Raw genomic sequence first — 16,913 nt, 5'->3', positions numbered from 1 at the left:
ATTGGGACTGTTGTATAAATTGCAACAGTTCTTTTTTTATTTCTTTTGAATAGAAGGTAGTTGTATTTTTGAAAATGTGTTATTATAAAGAGTATTAGTGAGTTATTTAATTGAAAATATTAAATTGAGGTTATTTCACAAAATTTACGGAATTGTAAACATTATTCTAAATGGAAATATAGAATATGAAAAAAAATTGCGTTATAATGGTAAAGTGAAATTATTTAAAAAGATTTTGAGCTTTATTGAGTTATATCTAAAGTCTGTAAAATTTAAGGAAAGGGAGTGGGTATATTGTCAACAAAGGGAATTAAAGATATCCCAAAGAAAAAGATCGCAGCAATAATAGTTGGCGTGTTAGCTGTAATATATATCGGTTTAGCAGTATTCTTCACAAATCATTTCTACTTTGGTACTGTAATAAATGGAGAAAGCTGTTCAGGGAAAACTGTAGCGGATGTTGAGGAAATGTTCAGTCATGTTTCTGACGACTATAGCCTTACAATGACTGATAAAAGAAATAAAGAATTTACAATAAAATCAAAGGATATAGACCTTACATTCCACGATGAAGGTCAGATACAGAAAATAAAGGATAGTCAGAGTTCATTTGGATGGATAGTTGGAGTATTCAAAAACAAAGACTACAAAGCAGATACAGTTAGATATGACGAGGCTAAGCTAGAAAAATTATACAATGGATTTGAATTATTTGATAAAAACTATATAATAGAGCCAAAAAGTGCTTATCCAGAATATAGCAGAAAAACAAATTCTTACGAAATAAGACCTGAAATATATGGAAATAAGGTCAATAAGGATGCACTTTATAAAGAAGTTCAGAAATCTATATTATCTGGAAACAAAACTATAAATATAGATGAAGCTGGATTATATGTACAGCCAAAGAATAAAGCTGATAACTCTAAACTTGCAAAAGCTGTAGAAGAACTTAACAAAAAAGTTAAGATGAAAGTTACTTATGACTTTGAAGATAGAAAAGAAGTTTTCGGCGGATATGAAATAGCACAGCTTTTAAACTGTGATTCAGAAGGAAATTACGACATAACTATCAATAGAGATAGAATGATAGAGCTTTTAAGAGGTTTAAGTAAACAGTACAGTACTTATGGAGACCCTAGAAAGTTCAAAGCATCTTCAGGTAAAGAAATAACTATATACGGTGGTTCTTACGGTTGGTTAATCGACAAAGAAAAAGAAGCAGACGAACTTACAAAAGTTATAGAAGCAGGAAAAAGTGTTACAAGAGAACCAGTTTACTCTCAGACAGCACTTCACCGTACAAAAGACGATATAGGAAATACTTATGTTGAAATAAGCTTAAGTGGACAGTATTTATGGTACTATAGAGATGGAAAACTTATAACTAGTTTCCCTGTAGTTACTGGAAATACAAGCAAAGGTCATGGTACGCCAGGTGGTATATATCCTCTAAACTACAAACAGAGAGATACATACTTAAATGGACGGAACTATAGTTCTCACGTAAACTATTGGATGCCATTCAACGGAAATATAGGACTTCATGATGCTACATGGAGAAGTTCTTTCGGTGGTGGAATATATAGAAGTAATGGTTCTCATGGATGTGTAAACTGTCCATATAGTGGAGCTGCTACTATATACAAAACAATAGAAAAAGGAACACCAATAATTTTATACTAAAAAAATAAAAGGGACTGTTGCAATAATGATTTGCAGTAGTCCCTTTATGTTTATCTGTATAAATCAAATACAAAATAGTTTATATCTCCTCTATACTTAGAAATAGAGTATTCAATCACTTTATTATCGTTTCCGTATCCGTAAGAATGGAAGTAAAATACAGGATCATTTTCTTGTATATCCAATAAATCAGCTGTTGTTTCATCAGCTTTTATTGTTTCCAACTTTCTTTTAATTCTAGTTACTGGATTGCCTTTATCAGAAAAATAGTCGTATAGACGAGAATTTATAAAATCCACATTCTCAATATCTGGAAATTTATTATATGGTATATATGTTGTTACGATAACATTTGGCTTAGAGTCGATATATCTAAGTCTGATAAGCTTACAAACATTCTCTGATAAAGAAATTCCAAGAGCATTTGAAACTTCTTCAGATGCTTTTTCTATTTTTAATGATATAACCTTTGTGCTTGTAGTTAGGCCTTTTTTATTCATTTCCTTATCAAAGCTTAAAATTTTCTGTGTAAATTCCTGCTCAATTTTCCTTTGACAGACCATTGTTCCCCTTTTTCTTCTCTTTTCAAGATAACCATCATCCACAAGAATTTGGATAGCTTGTCTAACAGTCGGTCTACTTACATTGTAAAACTCTGCTAACTCTATCTCGGTAGGAATTAAATCTCCTTCCTTGTATGTTCCGTTATTTATCTTTTCGAGTAAATCGCATTTTATTTTTAAATACATTGCTGCCATTAGAATATCTCCTTAATCTTTAATGATTATATTATAACATTCAAAAAAAATATATACAATATAATTACATATTAAATATTATATATTACATAATGAATATAATATATTGACATATTACTTACATAATGGTATATTATAGACAAATAAATCAAAAAAGTTAAAAAATAATACCTATGAGTTTTAAAAAGGAGATGTTTTAATATGGAATTAACTAAAAATAAGCTAGCAAAATACTTTGATCACACATTTTTAAAGGCATATGCTACAGATAATGATCTTAGAAAGTTATGTGAAGAAGCAAAATCTATAGGAGCTGCTATGGTGGCTATCAATACTGAATGGGTAACATTCTGTAAGAAAGAGCTAGATGGTACGGATATACACGTTGGAGCTGCAATAGGATTCCCTCTAGGGCAGTGTGGATTAGAAACAAAATTATTTGAAACAGAGGATGCCATAAAAAAAGGTGCCGACGAAATAGACTATGTTATAAACATAAGTAAAGCAAAGATGGGCGATTGGGACTTTATAAAAAAAGAAATGGAAGCTATAGTAGAAATATGTAGAAAAAATAATAAAATATCAAAAGTTATATTTGAAAACTGCTATTTAGAAAAGGATGAGATAAAAAAATTAGCAGAGATAGCTAAAGAAGTTAAACCAGACTTTATAAAAACTAGTACAGGTTTTGGTACTGGTGGAGCGACAATAGAAGATGTTAAGCTTATGATAGATACAGTGGACGGAGAAGTATCTGTTAAAGCTGCTGGTGGAATAAGAGATTATGAAACTGCTAAAAAAATGATAGACCTAGGTGTTAAAAGAATAGGTACGAGTTCTTCATTAAAAATACTTGATGAATTTGAAAAGGAGAATGAAAAATAATGTACAACGGAGAAGCTAAAAGACCGATATTTGTCGAAAGTATAAAAGTTGAAACTATATGGGGTGGAAACAATATAAGTAAAGCAAGAGGATACGACAAAGGCTACGGAACTTGGTGGGAAATTTCAGCAAATAAAAAGAGCGCAAATGTTATAAAGAATTATGAAACGGATAAAAATTTTTATGAATTTATAAAAGAAGATGAAAGCTCTATACTTGGTGAGGGATATACTATTCATGAAATGTTGAGACTTGGATATTTAGATACGGTAGACTCTTTAAGTATTCAGGTGCATCCTGATGACGAGTATGCAATTAAAAACTCTGATGACTTCGGTAAAAAGGAGAGTTGGTACATAATAGATGCAAAACCGGGTGCAAAGTTAGTAGCAGGAACTACTACAGATGATACAGATGTTATAAAAGAAGCCTTTGAAAATGGGACACTTGAAAAATACCTAAAACGATGGGAAGTTTCAAAGGGAGATTTTATAACTATTCCAGAAGGGATGATACATGCACTAGGACGGGATATACTTGCTCTAGAAATAGGTACAAACTCAGATACAACATACAGATTCTATGACTACAATAGAGTTGATAAAAACGGTAAAAAAAGAGATCTACACGTAAAAGAATCATTTGATGTTGTAGATTTTTCTAAACAGCCAGAATTTGTAAAAAATGAAGAAAAAAGCAGAAGGTTAATAGAATCTGATGAGTATGTAATAGATGAGTTGTATCTGGAAAATGATATGGATATTTTACTAGATAAACATTTTTGTATAGTGTCTAATATAGGAGAAGATTGTATAATAGAATGGAATGGAGAAAAAATACTTCTTCAAAAATACGAAAATGTATTTGTACCTTATGCGTCTAAAAAAATAACAATAGAAAAAGGAGCGCATATACTGCTTAGCCAACCGGGAAAGGAGATATAATTATGAAAAAAACTATACTTGTAACAGGAGCAAGGGGATATATAGCTAGTTATATTCAAAATAGTAACAAAGATAAATTTAATTGGATAAAAATGACTAGAGATGATGCAGATTTTTCTAATCCAGATGAGGTAGAAAAATTTGTTAAATCACAGGAATTTGATATATGTTTACATACTGCAGCAAATGCAACTACTGCTGTATGTGAAGAAAATCCAGAGCTTGCAGCCAATATAAATGTAGAATCTACTAAAAGAATTGTAGATGCTTGTAAAGAAAAAGGGGCAAGATTAATATTCTGCTCAACTGAACAGATATTCAACGGAAAAGAAAATCATGGTCCATTTAAAGAAGATGAAGAGCCAAAAGCTGTAACTGTATATGGACAGAATAAAATAGATTGCGAAAAATATATAAATGATAGTGGAGTAGATGCAGTAATACTTAGATTCTCTTGGATGATGGGACTTTCATTTGCAGGGGTTAAAGCTAGTCCAAGCATAGTTAAAAATGTCTTAAATGCTATAATGTATCAGAAACCTACTTTATTCACTTGCAACGAAAGAAGATGTATGACTTATGCTAAACATTTAGCAGAACAGTTTGACAAAATAGTAGAACTACCTGCAGGTATCTACCATGTAGCGTCATCAAACGATATGACTACATATGAGAGTGCTTGCTTTGTAGCTAGAGAAATGGGAATAACTGAAGAAAATATAGAAAAATGCATCCTTCCTAACACAGAAAGATACAGCGACAGATTTAGAGATTACAGATTGGATTCTTCAAAACTTGAAGAAATGGGAATAAAATTTGGAGATTTTAAATCAGATGTAAGAGAAGTTTTAAAAGATTTTTCTTTATCAAAATAAATATTACTTTGTATAAAAGCGGCCTAAATTTATAGGTCGTTTTTTTATTGGATTATATGAGAGAATTTTTGAAAGATTTCAAAATTGTCACCACTTATACTAATGCTAATATGTTAAAATAAATTAACTAGAAAATGTATACGGAGGGGATCTGTATGAGAAGAGAAAATTATAAAGATGAAGTCAACTTCACTGAGGAACAGATAAAGATAGATAGAAGGCGAGATCCAGCGATAGATTATAGTTATGATGACAAGGGAAGTATTTTTAGAAAGATGTCCAAATCTAGAGCTGAGAAAAAAATGCACAAAGAAGGTCATATAGGATATGGTGATAGAGATAATTCGTCTAGTGATTATGATTTAGGAGACTACTATGATTCAAGTAATTATTATAATTCAAACGACTACGATGATTACGACGATGTAGATAGCAGCTATTCAAGTAACGATTATAATACTTCAAGCAAGATAGAAAACAATGAAGTTTTTAATAAGGCTAAGTCTTGGATAGAAAATAATGCAAGTAAAGAGTCTAAAGATTTATTTAACACTCTAAAAAATGAATATAAGAATATACAGAGTAATGCAGAGGCTAATAAAAACAAAGGATTTTCTAAACAAGATAATAAGTCTAATAAAAAGTCAAAATCAGGTGGATACAAAACTTGTAAAAACTGTGGTTCACAGATGTACAGCGACGCAAAAGTGTGTCCTAAATGTGGAGAAGATCAAAATCCAAAAGGTCTTTTAAACACTATTGCACCTATGATAGGAAAACTTGTGCTTATTATAGTGATAATAAATGTTGCAATTGGACTTATTTCATTTTTTGTAGACTCTGGAAATTCTAATGATTATACTGTAGAACCAGTTACGAGTGAGTCATATATAGAGCTTTCAGAATATAAAAAAGAAGTTCCATTAAAATATATTGTACCTGAAAAAGATGTTATAAAAACAGATAAAGAAGAGGTTCGTGTAGGAGATGGAGGAGATATTCCTGCAGGAGAATATTTATTTGTAAAGAATGATAAAGATACTCCATTTGCAAGAATAGAAGTATATTCTGTTTTAGACAGAGAAAATGCTGAATTGTATGAGAATATTAATAGAAATTATTATGCAAAATTAGACAATGGAGATACAGTTAAGCTAGATAATGGAACGCTTTATAGAGCAGATCAGGTAGAATTAGATATGACAAATGATGAAAATAAAAAAACTGGAATGTACAGGATTGGAAAGGACATAGGAGATACATTTACAATAGAAGGAAATAGCCAAACATATTTCGCAGTATTGGGTGAAGAAAACGAAATAATAGTAAATGGTTTTGTGGACGAAGGAGAATTATTAATAGATCCTGAGTTTATAAAGGATAATTCAATAGATGGAGAAGTTGCCAAATACATATTTGTAAATGGTGGGATAATAAATCCGCAATAAAGGAGAAAAGGGATGTTGCAGAGTTTGCAACATCCCTTTCTTTTCAACAAAACAACAATAACAAAATAAAAGGTTTAAAAAAATGAAAAATTTAAAATTATATAAGATAGCCCATTCTTAGATTTTCTTCTATTTCAAGATATTCTAAAAATGAGACGTAATCTTCGTCGTTATCAACAAAGCATGAGCAGTATTTATATTTGTCTAAGAATAAATTTAAATCTGAGAAAAGTTCTATAGCTTTTTTGATTTCAAATTCGTTCATCATAGCAGCTAAAGAAGCATTGTCCAAATTGTTTATATTATTTTTTTGTTTCATAAATATCGCCTCCAGATAAGTTTTTTTCTTATTTTATAATTAAATTATAACTTCTATTGACGCAGTATAATGTGAGGAAAGAAAATTATTTTAAAATTTTTAGAAAATATTCTATATAAATAACTTGAAAAGATGTATATTATAAATAAGTACAAAAAAGAGAGGTATTAATATGGGTAAAATAGGTGCAGCACTTAATATGGTTATGTTGCTACAGAATAACGGAAAAATGAAAATTGAAGAAATTGCTAGAGAGTTAGAGGTTAGTAATAGACAGGTTCAGGAGTATAAAAGTGAGCTTGAACAAGCTGGGATATTTATTAATTCTCAGAGTGGAAAATACGGTGGATATTCTATAGCTCCAGGAAGTAGATATCTTTCTATCCCTGTGAGGGATATGGATCTTAGTATCTTGGATAGAGTATCTGATTTTCTAACAAAGTCTAATAATATGTATTCAGATGAGTATAAAAACTCTATAAATAGAATAAAATCTAATTTTAAAAAGAGAGAGTATATAGACGAGCAGGTTAAGTATTTTTATATTTATCCAGGTAGCAGTGTAAACAAGGAAAAAGAAATTAAACTTTGTGAGCAGATATCTGATGCATATTCTATGAAAAAGAAGATTGGAATAGGATATAAGTCAATAAAATCAGGAGAATCTGAGAGAGTTCTTCATCCATATGGAATATACAACTATGAAGGCGATACATATCTTATAGCATACTGTGAAAATAGAAAAGAAGTTAGGGATTTCAAACTGTGCAGAATCAGCAAGCTTAGCATAATGGATGAAAAGTATAAAATAGACGAAGATTTTGATATACATGAATACACTAAAAACTCTATTGGAAATTTCAAAGGAGAAGAAATAGAAATTCATCTAATTATAAGAGAGCCATTTGCAACCATAGTAAGTGAAAAAAGATGGAGCTCAAAACAGAGTATTAAGGAATTAAGTGATGGAAGCATAGAATTTAGAGCTAGAATGATGGGTTATGAGCAGATAAAAAGCTGGATACTTGGAATGGGACCTAATGTGACTGTTTTAGAGCCTAAAAAACTAGTAGATGATATAAAAGAAGATATAAAGAAAATGATGAGTACATATAACTATTAAAATAAAAAAGGATGTTGTAATTAGCTAAGTTTTACAACATCCAATTTTTATTTAATATTATTTTTTTGTTGAAAGTAATTTAATCTGTCTCCAAGCGTATTTTGTATCTCTTTCAAATTCTTTTTCGTCCATACCCCAGTTTATAGGCATTTTATCTGTGTATGGAGTAAAGCCAAATTTTGAGTATATATTAAGTGCTTTGTAGCTAGATACTTGAGATGTTAGATAGATATAATCTTTAAATCCTAACTCATTAAAAACATCTAATGCAGCAGAAACTAGGCATTTTGCAAGTCCTAGTCCTTGGCACTCTTTAGAAACTGCAACCCAGTGAATTCTTTGAAGAGTTTTTCCAAAATGATTTCCATCCCAGATTGAAGCTGTTGCAATATTTTTACCTTTACTATCTTGTATAAAGAAACACTTTTTATATACATCATCAGTACCATCTAAAAAAGTATCTTTAAAACATTTTAAAGCATCTTCTATATTTTCAAATTGGTCTAAATCAGTCTGAATCTGAGCCCAATCTTTTTCATAACCGTCCTTATATTTAACTATTGAAAATCCTTCAGGAAGGTCAAATTTAGGGTATTCTGTTGGATTATTTTTTTCCATAAGAACTTTTATATTTTTAAATTTATTGTACTCCATTTCAACATGAGGTATTCCAGCTTCCATATATACATCGGATACAGGAACAAAACCACATTTTGCATAAAGAGAGCAAACATATTCTTGTGCAGAAAGTGAGATACTATCTTCTTTTAAAGTTTCAGTAATAAATTCAACAGCTGCGTCGACCATTTTCTTTGCAAGTCCAGATCTTCTATATTCCTTTAAAACTAAAACCCTACCTATACCTGTATTTTCATAGTGGCTAAATTCTTTTGGAATTATTCTCAAATAAGCTATTATTTTATCTCCATCGTATGAGAACATATGATATGAAACCTTGTCAGTATCGTCAAAATCATTAACTTCAAATACGTGCTGCTCACAAGCAAAAACTTCGTATCTAGCTTTTGAAATTTCATAAAATTCGTTTAAACTAAGTTCGTTAAAATGCTTTATCTTAAACAAAAATATCAACTCCTATTTTATTAGTTTTTCTAAATTATACCATATTCACAAAAAATACAGAAATATTAGATTATTAATTTATAAAATTTGATTAAAAAAACGTTTTATTATGTTATTATAGTGAAGGAAACTTAAATTAGGAGAGGGAAAAATGCTAAATACTTTAACGACAATAATTTGTGCTTTACCAGTAGTTTATCAGTTTATAGAGATGGTAACAGCTAAAACTAAAAAACTACCAAAGGAAAAATTTGATACTACTCTAAAATATAGAGTGCAGTACCAGAAGTTCTTCTTATTAGCTATGGGAGCGTTTGGGCTTGCAGGAGTTATAATGACTGCTAGATTTGGAATGGAAAAAGCAGCAACTCCAAGAATGGTCATAAGCTGTATAATAGCGGTTATTTTTATTAAATTCTTGATGATGAAAAGTTGGAGAATAGAAATAGAAAAAGACGGGATTGAGGTAATAAGTCTTTTTGGTAAAAAATCTATACCATACAGTGAAATAGATAGTTTAAAATGTGAAGAAAATAAAAAAACTATCTATTCATCTGGGAAAAAAGTAGCTACGATAGCCGACACAGTTATAGGATTTAATGAAGTAATGAAGGTTTTAAAAAGAAAAAAGGTTAGAATTGATTACTAAGAATTATGGTTTGATGAGGAGGCTTAAAAAAGTCTCCTTTTTAATTCGTTGAAAATTATTTGTAAATTTCTATAAATTGATGTTATACTATCTACTATGCTTTGAATAACAAATTAATTTAATAATTAATAAAGGAGGAAAGAATTTGGATAAAACAAGAAAACTTACCGAAGCATCGTTATTAACCGCGATATTTGTTGTTGTGACGATTATATCTGTAGGAAGTGGTATAGGATATGGGATATATTTAGATTATATTGTTCCATTATTCTACTTTATAATATATTTAAAATGCGGATCAAAATATACTGTTTTATCAGCTATGTCAGGATTGATGATTGTATTTGCAGTGCTTGGAAATCCTGGAACTGCTATCTGGGCGAGTCAGGGAATTATCTTGGGGATACTATGTGGTATTTTATCAGAGAAGAAAACTAGTCTAATGGACGATTTACTTCTTGGTACGCTTATAGGATCTATAATTATGGTGTTTATAGATATATACGCATCAAAATTAATAGGATATAGCTTTATTCAAGATTTCAAAGAAACAATATCTTATATGGCGAAGTATATGACTAAAAATGTTCCATCTTTTAGCAATTTTCCACCAGAATTTATACAGAGCTATTTTAGTACGGTATTCTATGTTTCAATAACATTGATACCTCTTGGAACTGTAGTAGGTGTTTATATAATAGGTTTATTTGTAGGGAATAGATTAAATGTATTAAAAGGGGAAACAAAGAAAAAATATGAAGTTATAAGACATTTTAGAACTTTCTCTAGGATGACGTTCTGTTCAAGAAATTTATTTTACATAATGGTTATCTACACTATGACCTTTAGCCTTATGAATAAATACGGAATAAAGACAAATATGGCTTATATTGATACAATAATGAATTGTTTCTTCTATTCAGGTCTTTATTTCTTAATAAGAGATTCTATTGCGGGAATACAGGGATATATGCTTACTAAAGGTAAGAGTATGGGACAGGTAAGATTATTTACAATACTATACTTATTTATTCTTTTAAGCTATTTCTGGTTAGCTGCGATTATAGCAATACTATACTTTATGAGTATAGATGTGAAATATGGACTTAGAGAGTTTTACGGTGAAAAAATGTCTACTCTATTGACAAATTAAGCGAAAAGACATATATTATAAATATATGTTTAAAATTTAAAGTTTTAATTTAATTAACAAAGGCTGAGAAGAAAAGAGTAAGATTTATGGGATTTTCAGAGAGCTCCAGGTTGGTGTGATGGAGTAGTTTTGTATATCTGAAGTACATTTTGGAGCCGCTTGCCTGAAATAATAGTAGGGTTTGACGATTTGCATACGTTATAATGCAGTGTCTATTATTTTGACACACTGAGTCGGATATCGAGAGGTATCTGAGAACTAAGGTGGTAACACGAGAGATATCTCCCGTCCTTTTTATTAGGACGGGAGTTTTTTTGATTAAAAAATTTTTAGGAGGAAAAGTTATGAGTATATCTAAATTATCTGTAGATGAACAGATGAAGATCGTAATGAAAGGTGTAGACAGTCTTATAGATGAAAAAGACCTTAAAGAAAAATTAACTAAAGCACAGAAAGAAGACAAACCATTAGTAGTAAAATTAGGTCTTGACCCAAGTGCTCCGGATATCCATTTAGGACATACAGTTGTTCTTAGAAAAATGAAACAGCTTCAGGACTTAGGACATCAGGTAGTAATAATAATAGGGGACTTCACAGGTAAAATAGGTGACCCAACAGGAAAATCTAAAACAAGAAAAGCATTAACTACTGAACAGGTTCTTGAAAATGCAAAAACTTATCAGGAACAGATATTCAAAGTATTAGATAAAGACAAAACTATAGTAAGATACAACAGCGAATGGTTAGGAAAATTAAACTTTGAAGAAGTTATAAAACTAGCTGCTACAATAACTGTAGCAAGAATGCTTGAAAGAGAAGACTTCAAGAAAAGATACGAAGGACAGATGCCAATATCAGTTCACGAATTCTTCTATCCTTTAATGCAGGCATACGACTCTATAGCAATAGATGCAGACATAGAGCTTGGTGGTACTGACCAGAGATTCAACCTTTTAATGGCTAGATCACTTCAGAGAGAATTCGATAAAGAATCACAGGTAGTTATAATGATGCCTTTACTAGAAGGTCTTGACGGTGTAAACAAAATGTCTAAATCATTAGGAAACTACATAGGAATAGATGAAGAAGCTGGACTTATGTACCAGAAAGCTATGGAAATACCAGATGAATTAATAATAAAATACTACAACCTAGTAACAGATGTTCATCCTGATGCAGTAGCTGAAATAGAAGCTAGATTAGAAGGTGGAGCTAACCCAAGAGATATAAAAATGGAATTAGCTAAAGAAATAGTTACTCTATACCATGGAGAAGAAAAAGCTCAGGAAGCTGAAAACAGATTCAAGAGCGTATTCCAGAAAGGTAATATACCAGATGATATATTAACAGTTGAAGCTGATGCAGCTGACTTAGATATAGCTGGTATAGCTGTTGAAAACAAATTAGTTCCAAGTAAGAGTGAAATAAGAAGACTTGCTAAACAGGGTGGAGTAAAAGTTAACGGAGAAAAAGTTAACGACTTAAACGCTGTTGAAGCAAATGGAGAACTAGTTATACAGATAGGTAAAAAGAAATTCATAAAAATAGTTGTAAAATAAAAATAACAAAATAAATAAAGCAAACAAAAAACCCCCAGTTTTTCTGGGGGTTAATTTTTTATTATTGAACTTCTGGAGCTGTAAGTAAAGTAATTCCACTATTTTTTATTTTTTCTACAAAATCTGGATTATCTAAGAATCTTTCTTTTACATTTATATCGTTAGCTTTGTATATTCTTGATTCTATTTCTGCCATATATGCTGCAAATTCAAGTGGTGAATCAAATAATTCTTCATTTTCAGCATAGTACTGAGTAAGCTCTTTTCTTGTTCCAAGATCTGATAAGTAAAGAAGTTTTAATTCTTTTTTGCTTAAGTTTTCATCTGTATTTCCACAAGCAAATCTTACATCCTCGGTTGGAAGGTTAAGGAATACATCATTATATATTGTATCGTTTTTTATTATACTGTAGTTAAAGTCAGATATTTTTTTATCAGAGAATATATTGTAGTTATATATCATACAGACCATTAAATATTTGTCAAATAAATCAGGGTATTCTTCTGAGTTTTCAATAACAAAGTTTTCTATATCCTTTAAATAGTCGAAGTATACTCTTTTTAATAAGTCCTGTTTAGTTTTAAAGTAATATGTAAAGTTACCAAGAGTTATGTTTGTATTATCACATATTTCCTGGATAGTTGTCTTAGAATATCCTTTAGTGTAGAATAATTTTTTTGACTCTTCTACTATGTAATTACAAGTATTAAGTCCTTTTTTATATCTGTTCATAAAATCCTCCTAAAGATTAATTAAATCTCATTTATTTTAAATTTTGATATAATTATAGCAAAAGGGTATGAAATTAAAGCGAATAAATTATAAAAAAACAGTGACTTCAAATATCTAAAGATTTAAAAATATAAATGGATTTAAAGGCAAATAGATAAAACAAAACTAGAAAATGTATTTACAAAATATTTTTTTTATATTAAGCTATAAACTGGATATATTTATTCTTACCGTTCTTTAAGAATAAATAAAAATTAGTATTAGTTTAATATTAATTTTAATATTATAAATTTGGAGGGAGTCTATGAAAAAATACATAGGGGAAATAGGTCTTTTTATAGTAGCTATAATTTGGGGAGGCGGATTTGTCGCAACTCAGGCTGCATTAGATGGTGGGCTTACCACATCACAGATAATGACATTAAGATTTTTTATATCAGCGGTGTTAATGACAGTTATATTCTTTAAACAGATAAAGAATAATTTATCTATGGGGACAATTAAAGTTGGAGTTATACTTGGAATTTGTTTATTCTTAGGATTTTTCCTACAGACATTAGGATTAAATTATACAACTCCATCAAAAAATGCATTTATAACATCAGTAAATGTTGTAATAGTTCCATTTATAGGATTATTACTTTATAGAAGAAAAATCGATAAATTTGGTATGGCAAGTAGTTTTATGGCAATAGTAGGTATAGCAGTTTTATCTCTTAGTGCGGATTTTACAGTTAACTTAGGAGATGTTCTTACATTATTATGTGCGTTTGGATTTGCATTCCAGATATTCTTTACTAGTGAATTTGTTAAGAATCATAATGCAGTAGCATTAACTGCTATTCAGTTCTTTACAGCATTTGTACTATCTTTTATAGCTCAGATATTTATGGGAGAATTAAGTATTCACTCAACTACATCTGGTTATATGGGAATACTATACCTAGCTGTGTTCAGTACAACAGTATGTTTCCTACTTCAGACAATATGTTCAAAGATGGTAGACGGAACAAGAGTTGCGATAATTCTTTCTACAGAGGCTGTATTTGGAACAATATTATCTATAATAATACTTGGAGAGCCAGTAACATTTAGAATGATCATAGGTAGTTTAATAATATTTGCATCAGTAATAACAGCTGAAACAAAATTATCATTCTTACCGTTTTTTAAAAATAAACAATAAAATTTAAAAAAATATAAATTAAATGTTTAGAAGAATGAAGCTAGGGTATAATTATTACCGTAGTAAAGAAAACCTGTTAGACTTAACAAAAATAACATTTTATTTACATTGCTATTATTTAAAATATAAAAGATAAAATAGTATATTTAAAAGAAAAATAATAAAAAAATGTTTTAAAGATTTAAGTCAGGGTATATAATAGACATAGGGTTGGAAACAACTGATTATCAAATAAAAAATAATTAAACTAACTTTAGGGAGGAATTCTAAAATGAAAAAATGGGTTTGTACAGTATGCGGATATATACACGAAGGAGAAACTGCACCAGCAGAATGTCCAGTATGTAAAGTAGGAGCAGATAAATTTGAAGAAATGGCCGGAGAAAGAGTTTGGGCTGATGAACATAGAATAGGTGTTGCTCAGGGTGTTGATGAAGAAATAGTTGAAGGATTAAGAGCAAACTTCACTGGTGAATGTACAGAAGTTGGTATGTACTTAGCAATGTCAAGACAGGCAGATAGAGAAGGATATCCAGAAGTAGCAGAAGCTTACAAAAGAATAGCTTTCGAAGAAGCAGAACACGCTGCTAAATTTGCTGAATTATTAGGAGAAGTAGTTGAACCATCAACTAAGAAAAACCTTGAATTAAGAGTTGACGCTGAATACGGAGCAACTGAAGGAAAATTAAAAATAGCTAAAAGAGCTAAAGAACTAGGATTAGATGCTATACATGACACAGTTCACGAAATGTGTAAAGATGAAGCTAGACATGGTAAAGCATTCTTAGGATTACTTAACAGATACTTTGCTAAATAATAAAGCTTAAATTAATGAATACAAGCTTCCGGGAAAATCTCGGAAGCTTTTTTTATTCTCTTTTTTAGCTTTTTATGAATAAAAATTCAAAAATGTGGAAGAAAAATTGTATATATGTTAAAATAATAAATTGTGAAATATCTAAGTCATTTGAGGAAAGAGGTGATACCAAAATGGCTGAAAAAAAGAAAAGAGTAGTAGTAAAAAATACTACAGGTAAAAAATCATTAAAAGCTACAGATGAGAGAAAAAAGCTTGAAGCAAAAAAGAAGGCTTTAAAGAATTCTGATGATATAAAAAAGAATATGAACAACAGAAAAAAGAAGAGAGTTTCTCAGAAAAAGAGAAAACAGAAGAAAAAACAAAGAATAGTAGCGAGCATTTTAGGAGTATTCTTATTAATTACTGTATTCGTTATGGCATTTAACTTTACATATATATACAATGGTAAAATTGCTAGAAATATATATATAGAAGGAATTGATGTTGCTGGAAAAAGACCTAATGATGTAAAGGAAATGCTAAACAAAAAATATAAAGTGGATAATATAAAATTTGAGTACAATGGAAAAGAATATGAGATAGCTCCAGATACTGTAGGGCTAAAATACAATATAGATCAGATTGTAGATGAGGCTTATGGATATACTAGAGATGGAAGTTATTACAAAGATTTATATAACTATTTCTCATTAAAGAACAAAAGTTTGAAAAAGAATATAGAAGTTGTTTACGACGAAGCTAAGATGAAAGCAGAAATAGAGAAAATAGCGAAGAAATTGGATAAAGAACCTAAGGATGCTACTATAAAAATAGATGGCAGCATAAAAACTACTAAATCTACAGATGGTATAAAGCTAAATATCTCTAAAACATTGTCTAATTTAACAGAGAGTATAGATAATAAAAAGAAGGAAACAATACCTCTAATAATGGAAAAAAATGAGGCTAAAGTAAAAACATCAGATGTTGAGTCAGTCAACACAAAGTTAGCTGAGTATACTACATCTTTTGAAAAGTCTAATAACCAGAGATCACATAACGTAGAAAAATCTGCTAAGGTAACTAGCGACATACTTCTGATGCCAGGACAGGTATTCTCTTATAACTCATATACTGGAAAGACAAACTCTAAGAATGGATATCAAGAAGCGCCTGTAATAATAAATGGTAAGTTAGAACAGTCTGCTGGAGGTGGTGTTTGCCAGACGTCATCTACAATATTTAACACAGCATTATTATCAGGTATGGATATTGTAAGTGTTACTAACCATTCTTCATCTTTAACATATGTTCCACTTGGAAGGGATGCTACTGTAAATGATGAAGGGCTTGACTTTAAATTTAAAAATACATTTGACCATCCAGTGTACATAAAAAATACTGTTCAAAATAAACAACTTACTTGTACAATATACGGAAATACAGGTGATAAGAAGAACATAGATATAGTTGTTGAAAATAAAGCAAAAGAAGACGAAAAAGATGCTACAGAGTTTAAAACTTATAGAATCTATAAAGACTCTAATGGAAAACAGATTAAAAAAGAATATATTTCTGGTGGCGTATATAGAAAAATGAAAAAATAAATCAAAAAGATGTCTTGAAAATTCGAGGCATCTTTTTTTATTTTGAAAAATAGTTGTCGGATAATTTTAATTGATTAGTGTATAGAGTCGTTTAATTTGATATAAT

Annotated in this window: 16 protein-coding genes and 1 other annotated feature; of the genes, 12 read left to right on the top strand and 4 right to left on the bottom strand. The window is 29.9% G+C overall.

The window, feature by feature from the left end; all coding sequences use genetic code 11:
- The first annotated feature begins 285 nt into the window (after window positions 1-285).
- A complete protein-coding gene (locus ACK2WN_RS00185; protein WP_329998356.1) occupies window positions 286-1,686 on the top strand; it encodes a L,D-transpeptidase family protein in 1,401 nt (466 codons plus the stop codon).
- 50 nt (window positions 1,687-1,736) lie between these two features.
- Here the strand turns inward: ACK2WN_RS00185 and ACK2WN_RS00180 are convergent, their stop codons facing one another.
- Window positions 1,737-2,444 carry a GntR family transcriptional regulator gene (locus tag ACK2WN_RS00180; RefSeq protein ID WP_300530139.1) on the bottom strand — a complete coding sequence of 236 codons (708 nt, stop codon included), beginning with the start codon at window positions 2,442-2,444 and terminating at the stop codon, window positions 1,737-1,739.
- A gap of 201 nt (window positions 2,445-2,645) precedes the next feature.
- On the opposite strand from ACK2WN_RS00180, the gene deoC reads away from it, so the two are divergent.
- From deoC to ACK2WN_RS00160, 4 genes are all read left to right on the top strand, one after another.
- Complete coding sequence (gene deoC / locus ACK2WN_RS00175; protein WP_416154501.1) at window positions 2,646-3,329, top strand: deoxyribose-phosphate aldolase; 684 nt, start codon at window positions 2,646-2,648, stop codon at window positions 3,327-3,329.
- Window positions 3,329-4,273 carry a class I mannose-6-phosphate isomerase gene (locus ACK2WN_RS00170; protein ID WP_300530135.1) on the top strand — a complete coding sequence of 315 codons (945 nt, stop codon included), beginning with the start codon at window positions 3,329-3,331 and terminating at the stop codon, window positions 4,271-4,273. Before deoC ends, ACK2WN_RS00170 begins: the two co-directional genes overlap by 1 nt.
- A 2-nt stretch (window positions 4,274-4,275) precedes the next feature.
- Window positions 4,276-5,148: an SDR family oxidoreductase gene (locus ACK2WN_RS00165; RefSeq protein ID WP_416154500.1), complete on the top strand. Its 873-nt coding sequence runs from the start codon at window positions 4,276-4,278 to the stop codon at window positions 5,146-5,148.
- A gap of 155 nt (window positions 5,149-5,303) precedes the next feature.
- Window positions 5,304-6,596 carry a hypothetical protein gene (locus tag ACK2WN_RS00160; RefSeq protein WP_416154499.1) on the top strand — a complete coding sequence of 431 codons (1,293 nt, stop codon included), beginning with the start codon at window positions 5,304-5,306 and terminating at the stop codon, window positions 6,594-6,596.
- A gap of 97 nt (window positions 6,597-6,693) precedes the next feature.
- Here ACK2WN_RS00160 and ACK2WN_RS00155 read toward each other — a convergent pair whose 3' ends face one another.
- Window positions 6,694-6,915, bottom strand: a complete 222-nt coding sequence (locus ACK2WN_RS00155) for a hypothetical protein (RefSeq protein ID WP_329999184.1) — start codon at window positions 6,913-6,915, stop codon at window positions 6,694-6,696.
- A gap of 172 nt (window positions 6,916-7,087) precedes the next feature.
- Here ACK2WN_RS00155 and ACK2WN_RS00150 point away from each other — a divergent pair, with 172 nt between their 5' ends.
- Window positions 7,088-8,038, top strand: coding sequence for a helix-turn-helix transcriptional regulator (locus ACK2WN_RS00150; RefSeq protein ID WP_300532002.1), 951 nt, complete (start codon window positions 7,088-7,090; stop codon window positions 8,036-8,038).
- 57 nt (window positions 8,039-8,095) lie between these two features.
- Here the strand turns inward: ACK2WN_RS00150 and ACK2WN_RS00145 are convergent, their stop codons facing one another.
- On the bottom strand, window positions 8,096-9,121 hold the full coding sequence (locus tag ACK2WN_RS00145; protein WP_416154498.1) for a GNAT family N-acetyltransferase: 1,026 nt from the start codon (window positions 9,119-9,121) through the stop codon (window positions 8,096-8,098).
- A gap of 151 nt (window positions 9,122-9,272) precedes the next feature.
- Between ACK2WN_RS00145 and ACK2WN_RS00140 the strand changes: the two genes are divergently transcribed.
- The 3 genes from ACK2WN_RS00140 to tyrS all read left to right on the top strand — a co-directional run bounded on the left by ACK2WN_RS00140 (window position 9,273) and on the right by tyrS (window position 12,482).
- Window positions 9,273-9,770: a DUF6560 family protein gene (locus ACK2WN_RS00140; RefSeq protein WP_300531435.1), complete on the top strand. Its 498-nt coding sequence runs from the start codon at window positions 9,273-9,275 to the stop codon at window positions 9,768-9,770.
- Between the two features lie 145 nt (window positions 9,771-9,915).
- Window positions 9,916-10,923: a hypothetical protein gene (locus ACK2WN_RS00135; protein ID WP_300531432.1), complete on the top strand. Its 1,008-nt coding sequence runs from the start codon at window positions 9,916-9,918 to the stop codon at window positions 10,921-10,923.
- A gap of 56 nt (window positions 10,924-10,979) precedes the next feature.
- Window positions 10,980-11,219: a binding site (T-box leader), on the top strand.
- Between the two features lie 48 nt (window positions 11,220-11,267).
- A complete protein-coding gene (gene tyrS / locus ACK2WN_RS00130; protein WP_416154497.1) occupies window positions 11,268-12,482 on the top strand; it encodes a tyrosine--tRNA ligase in 1,215 nt (404 codons plus the stop codon).
- 61 nt (window positions 12,483-12,543) lie between these two features.
- Here the strand turns inward: tyrS and ACK2WN_RS00125 are convergent, their stop codons facing one another.
- Entirely contained in the window at window positions 12,544-13,215 is a 672-nt protein-coding gene (locus ACK2WN_RS00125; RefSeq protein WP_300531427.1) for a TetR/AcrR family transcriptional regulator, read from the bottom strand.
- A gap of 304 nt (window positions 13,216-13,519) precedes the next feature.
- Between ACK2WN_RS00125 and ACK2WN_RS00120 the strand changes: the two genes are divergently transcribed.
- The 3 genes from ACK2WN_RS00120 (at window position 13,520) to ACK2WN_RS00110 (ending at window position 16,807) form a co-directional block, all read left to right on the top strand.
- The gene (locus ACK2WN_RS00120; protein ID WP_416154496.1) at window positions 13,520-14,401 is read left to right on the top strand and encodes a DMT family transporter; all 882 of its coding nucleotides are present in this window, start codon (window positions 13,520-13,522) and stop codon (window positions 14,399-14,401) included.
- A 271-nt stretch (window positions 14,402-14,672) separates the two neighbouring features.
- The gene (locus ACK2WN_RS00115; RefSeq protein WP_201416045.1) at window positions 14,673-15,218 is read left to right on the top strand and encodes an NADH peroxidase; all 546 of its coding nucleotides are present in this window, start codon (window positions 14,673-14,675) and stop codon (window positions 15,216-15,218) included.
- Window positions 15,219-15,391: 173 nt separating this feature from the next.
- A complete protein-coding gene (locus ACK2WN_RS00110; RefSeq protein ID WP_416154495.1) occupies window positions 15,392-16,807 on the top strand; it encodes a VanW family protein in 1,416 nt (471 codons plus the stop codon).
- The last annotated feature ends 106 nt before the right edge of the window (window positions 16,808-16,913 follow it).

The organism is Peptacetobacter sp. AB800 (genome assembly GCF_047807365.1).
In the GTDB taxonomy this organism is placed as follows: Bacteria; Bacillota; Clostridia; order Peptostreptococcales; family Peptostreptococcaceae; genus Peptacetobacter.
The sequence above is the reverse complement of the archived record's forward strand: the minus strand, read 5'-3'. Positions and strand labels throughout refer to the sequence as shown.

Bases quoted from the DNA above. Each gene is read 5' to 3' on its own strand.
- ACK2WN_RS00180 (WP_300530139.1), bottom strand. From the start codon at position 2,444: ATGGCAGCAATGTATTTAAAAATAAAATGCGATTTACTCGAAAAGATA.
- deoC (WP_416154501.1), top strand. From the start codon at position 2,646: ATGGAATTAACTAAAAATAAGCTAGCAAAATACTTTGATCACACATTT.
- ACK2WN_RS00170 (WP_300530135.1), top strand. From the start codon at position 3,329: ATGTACAACGGAGAAGCTAAAAGACCGATATTTGTCGAAAGTATAAAA.
- ACK2WN_RS00165 (WP_416154500.1), top strand. From the start codon at position 4,276: ATGAAAAAAACTATACTTGTAACAGGAGCAAGGGGATATATAGCTAGT.
- ACK2WN_RS00160 (WP_416154499.1), top strand. From the start codon at position 5,304: ATGAGAAGAGAAAATTATAAAGATGAAGTCAACTTCACTGAGGAACAG.
- ACK2WN_RS00155 (WP_329999184.1), bottom strand. From the start codon at position 6,915: ATGAAACAAAAAAATAATATAAACAATTTGGACAATGCTTCTTTAGCT.
- ACK2WN_RS00150 (WP_300532002.1), top strand. From the start codon at position 7,088: ATGGGTAAAATAGGTGCAGCACTTAATATGGTTATGTTGCTACAGAAT.
- ACK2WN_RS00140 (WP_300531435.1), top strand. From the start codon at position 9,273: ATGCTAAATACTTTAACGACAATAATTTGTGCTTTACCAGTAGTTTAT.
- tyrS (WP_416154497.1), top strand. From the start codon at position 11,268: ATGAGTATATCTAAATTATCTGTAGATGAACAGATGAAGATCGTAATG.
- ACK2WN_RS00125 (WP_300531427.1), bottom strand. From the start codon at position 13,215: ATGAACAGATATAAAAAAGGACTTAATACTTGTAATTACATAGTAGAA.
- ACK2WN_RS00120 (WP_416154496.1), top strand. From the start codon at position 13,520: ATGAAAAAATACATAGGGGAAATAGGTCTTTTTATAGTAGCTATAATT.
- ACK2WN_RS00115 (WP_201416045.1), top strand. From the start codon at position 14,673: ATGAAAAAATGGGTTTGTACAGTATGCGGATATATACACGAAGGAGAA.
- ACK2WN_RS00110 (WP_416154495.1), top strand. From the start codon at position 15,392: ATGGCTGAAAAAAAGAAAAGAGTAGTAGTAAAAAATACTACAGGTAAA.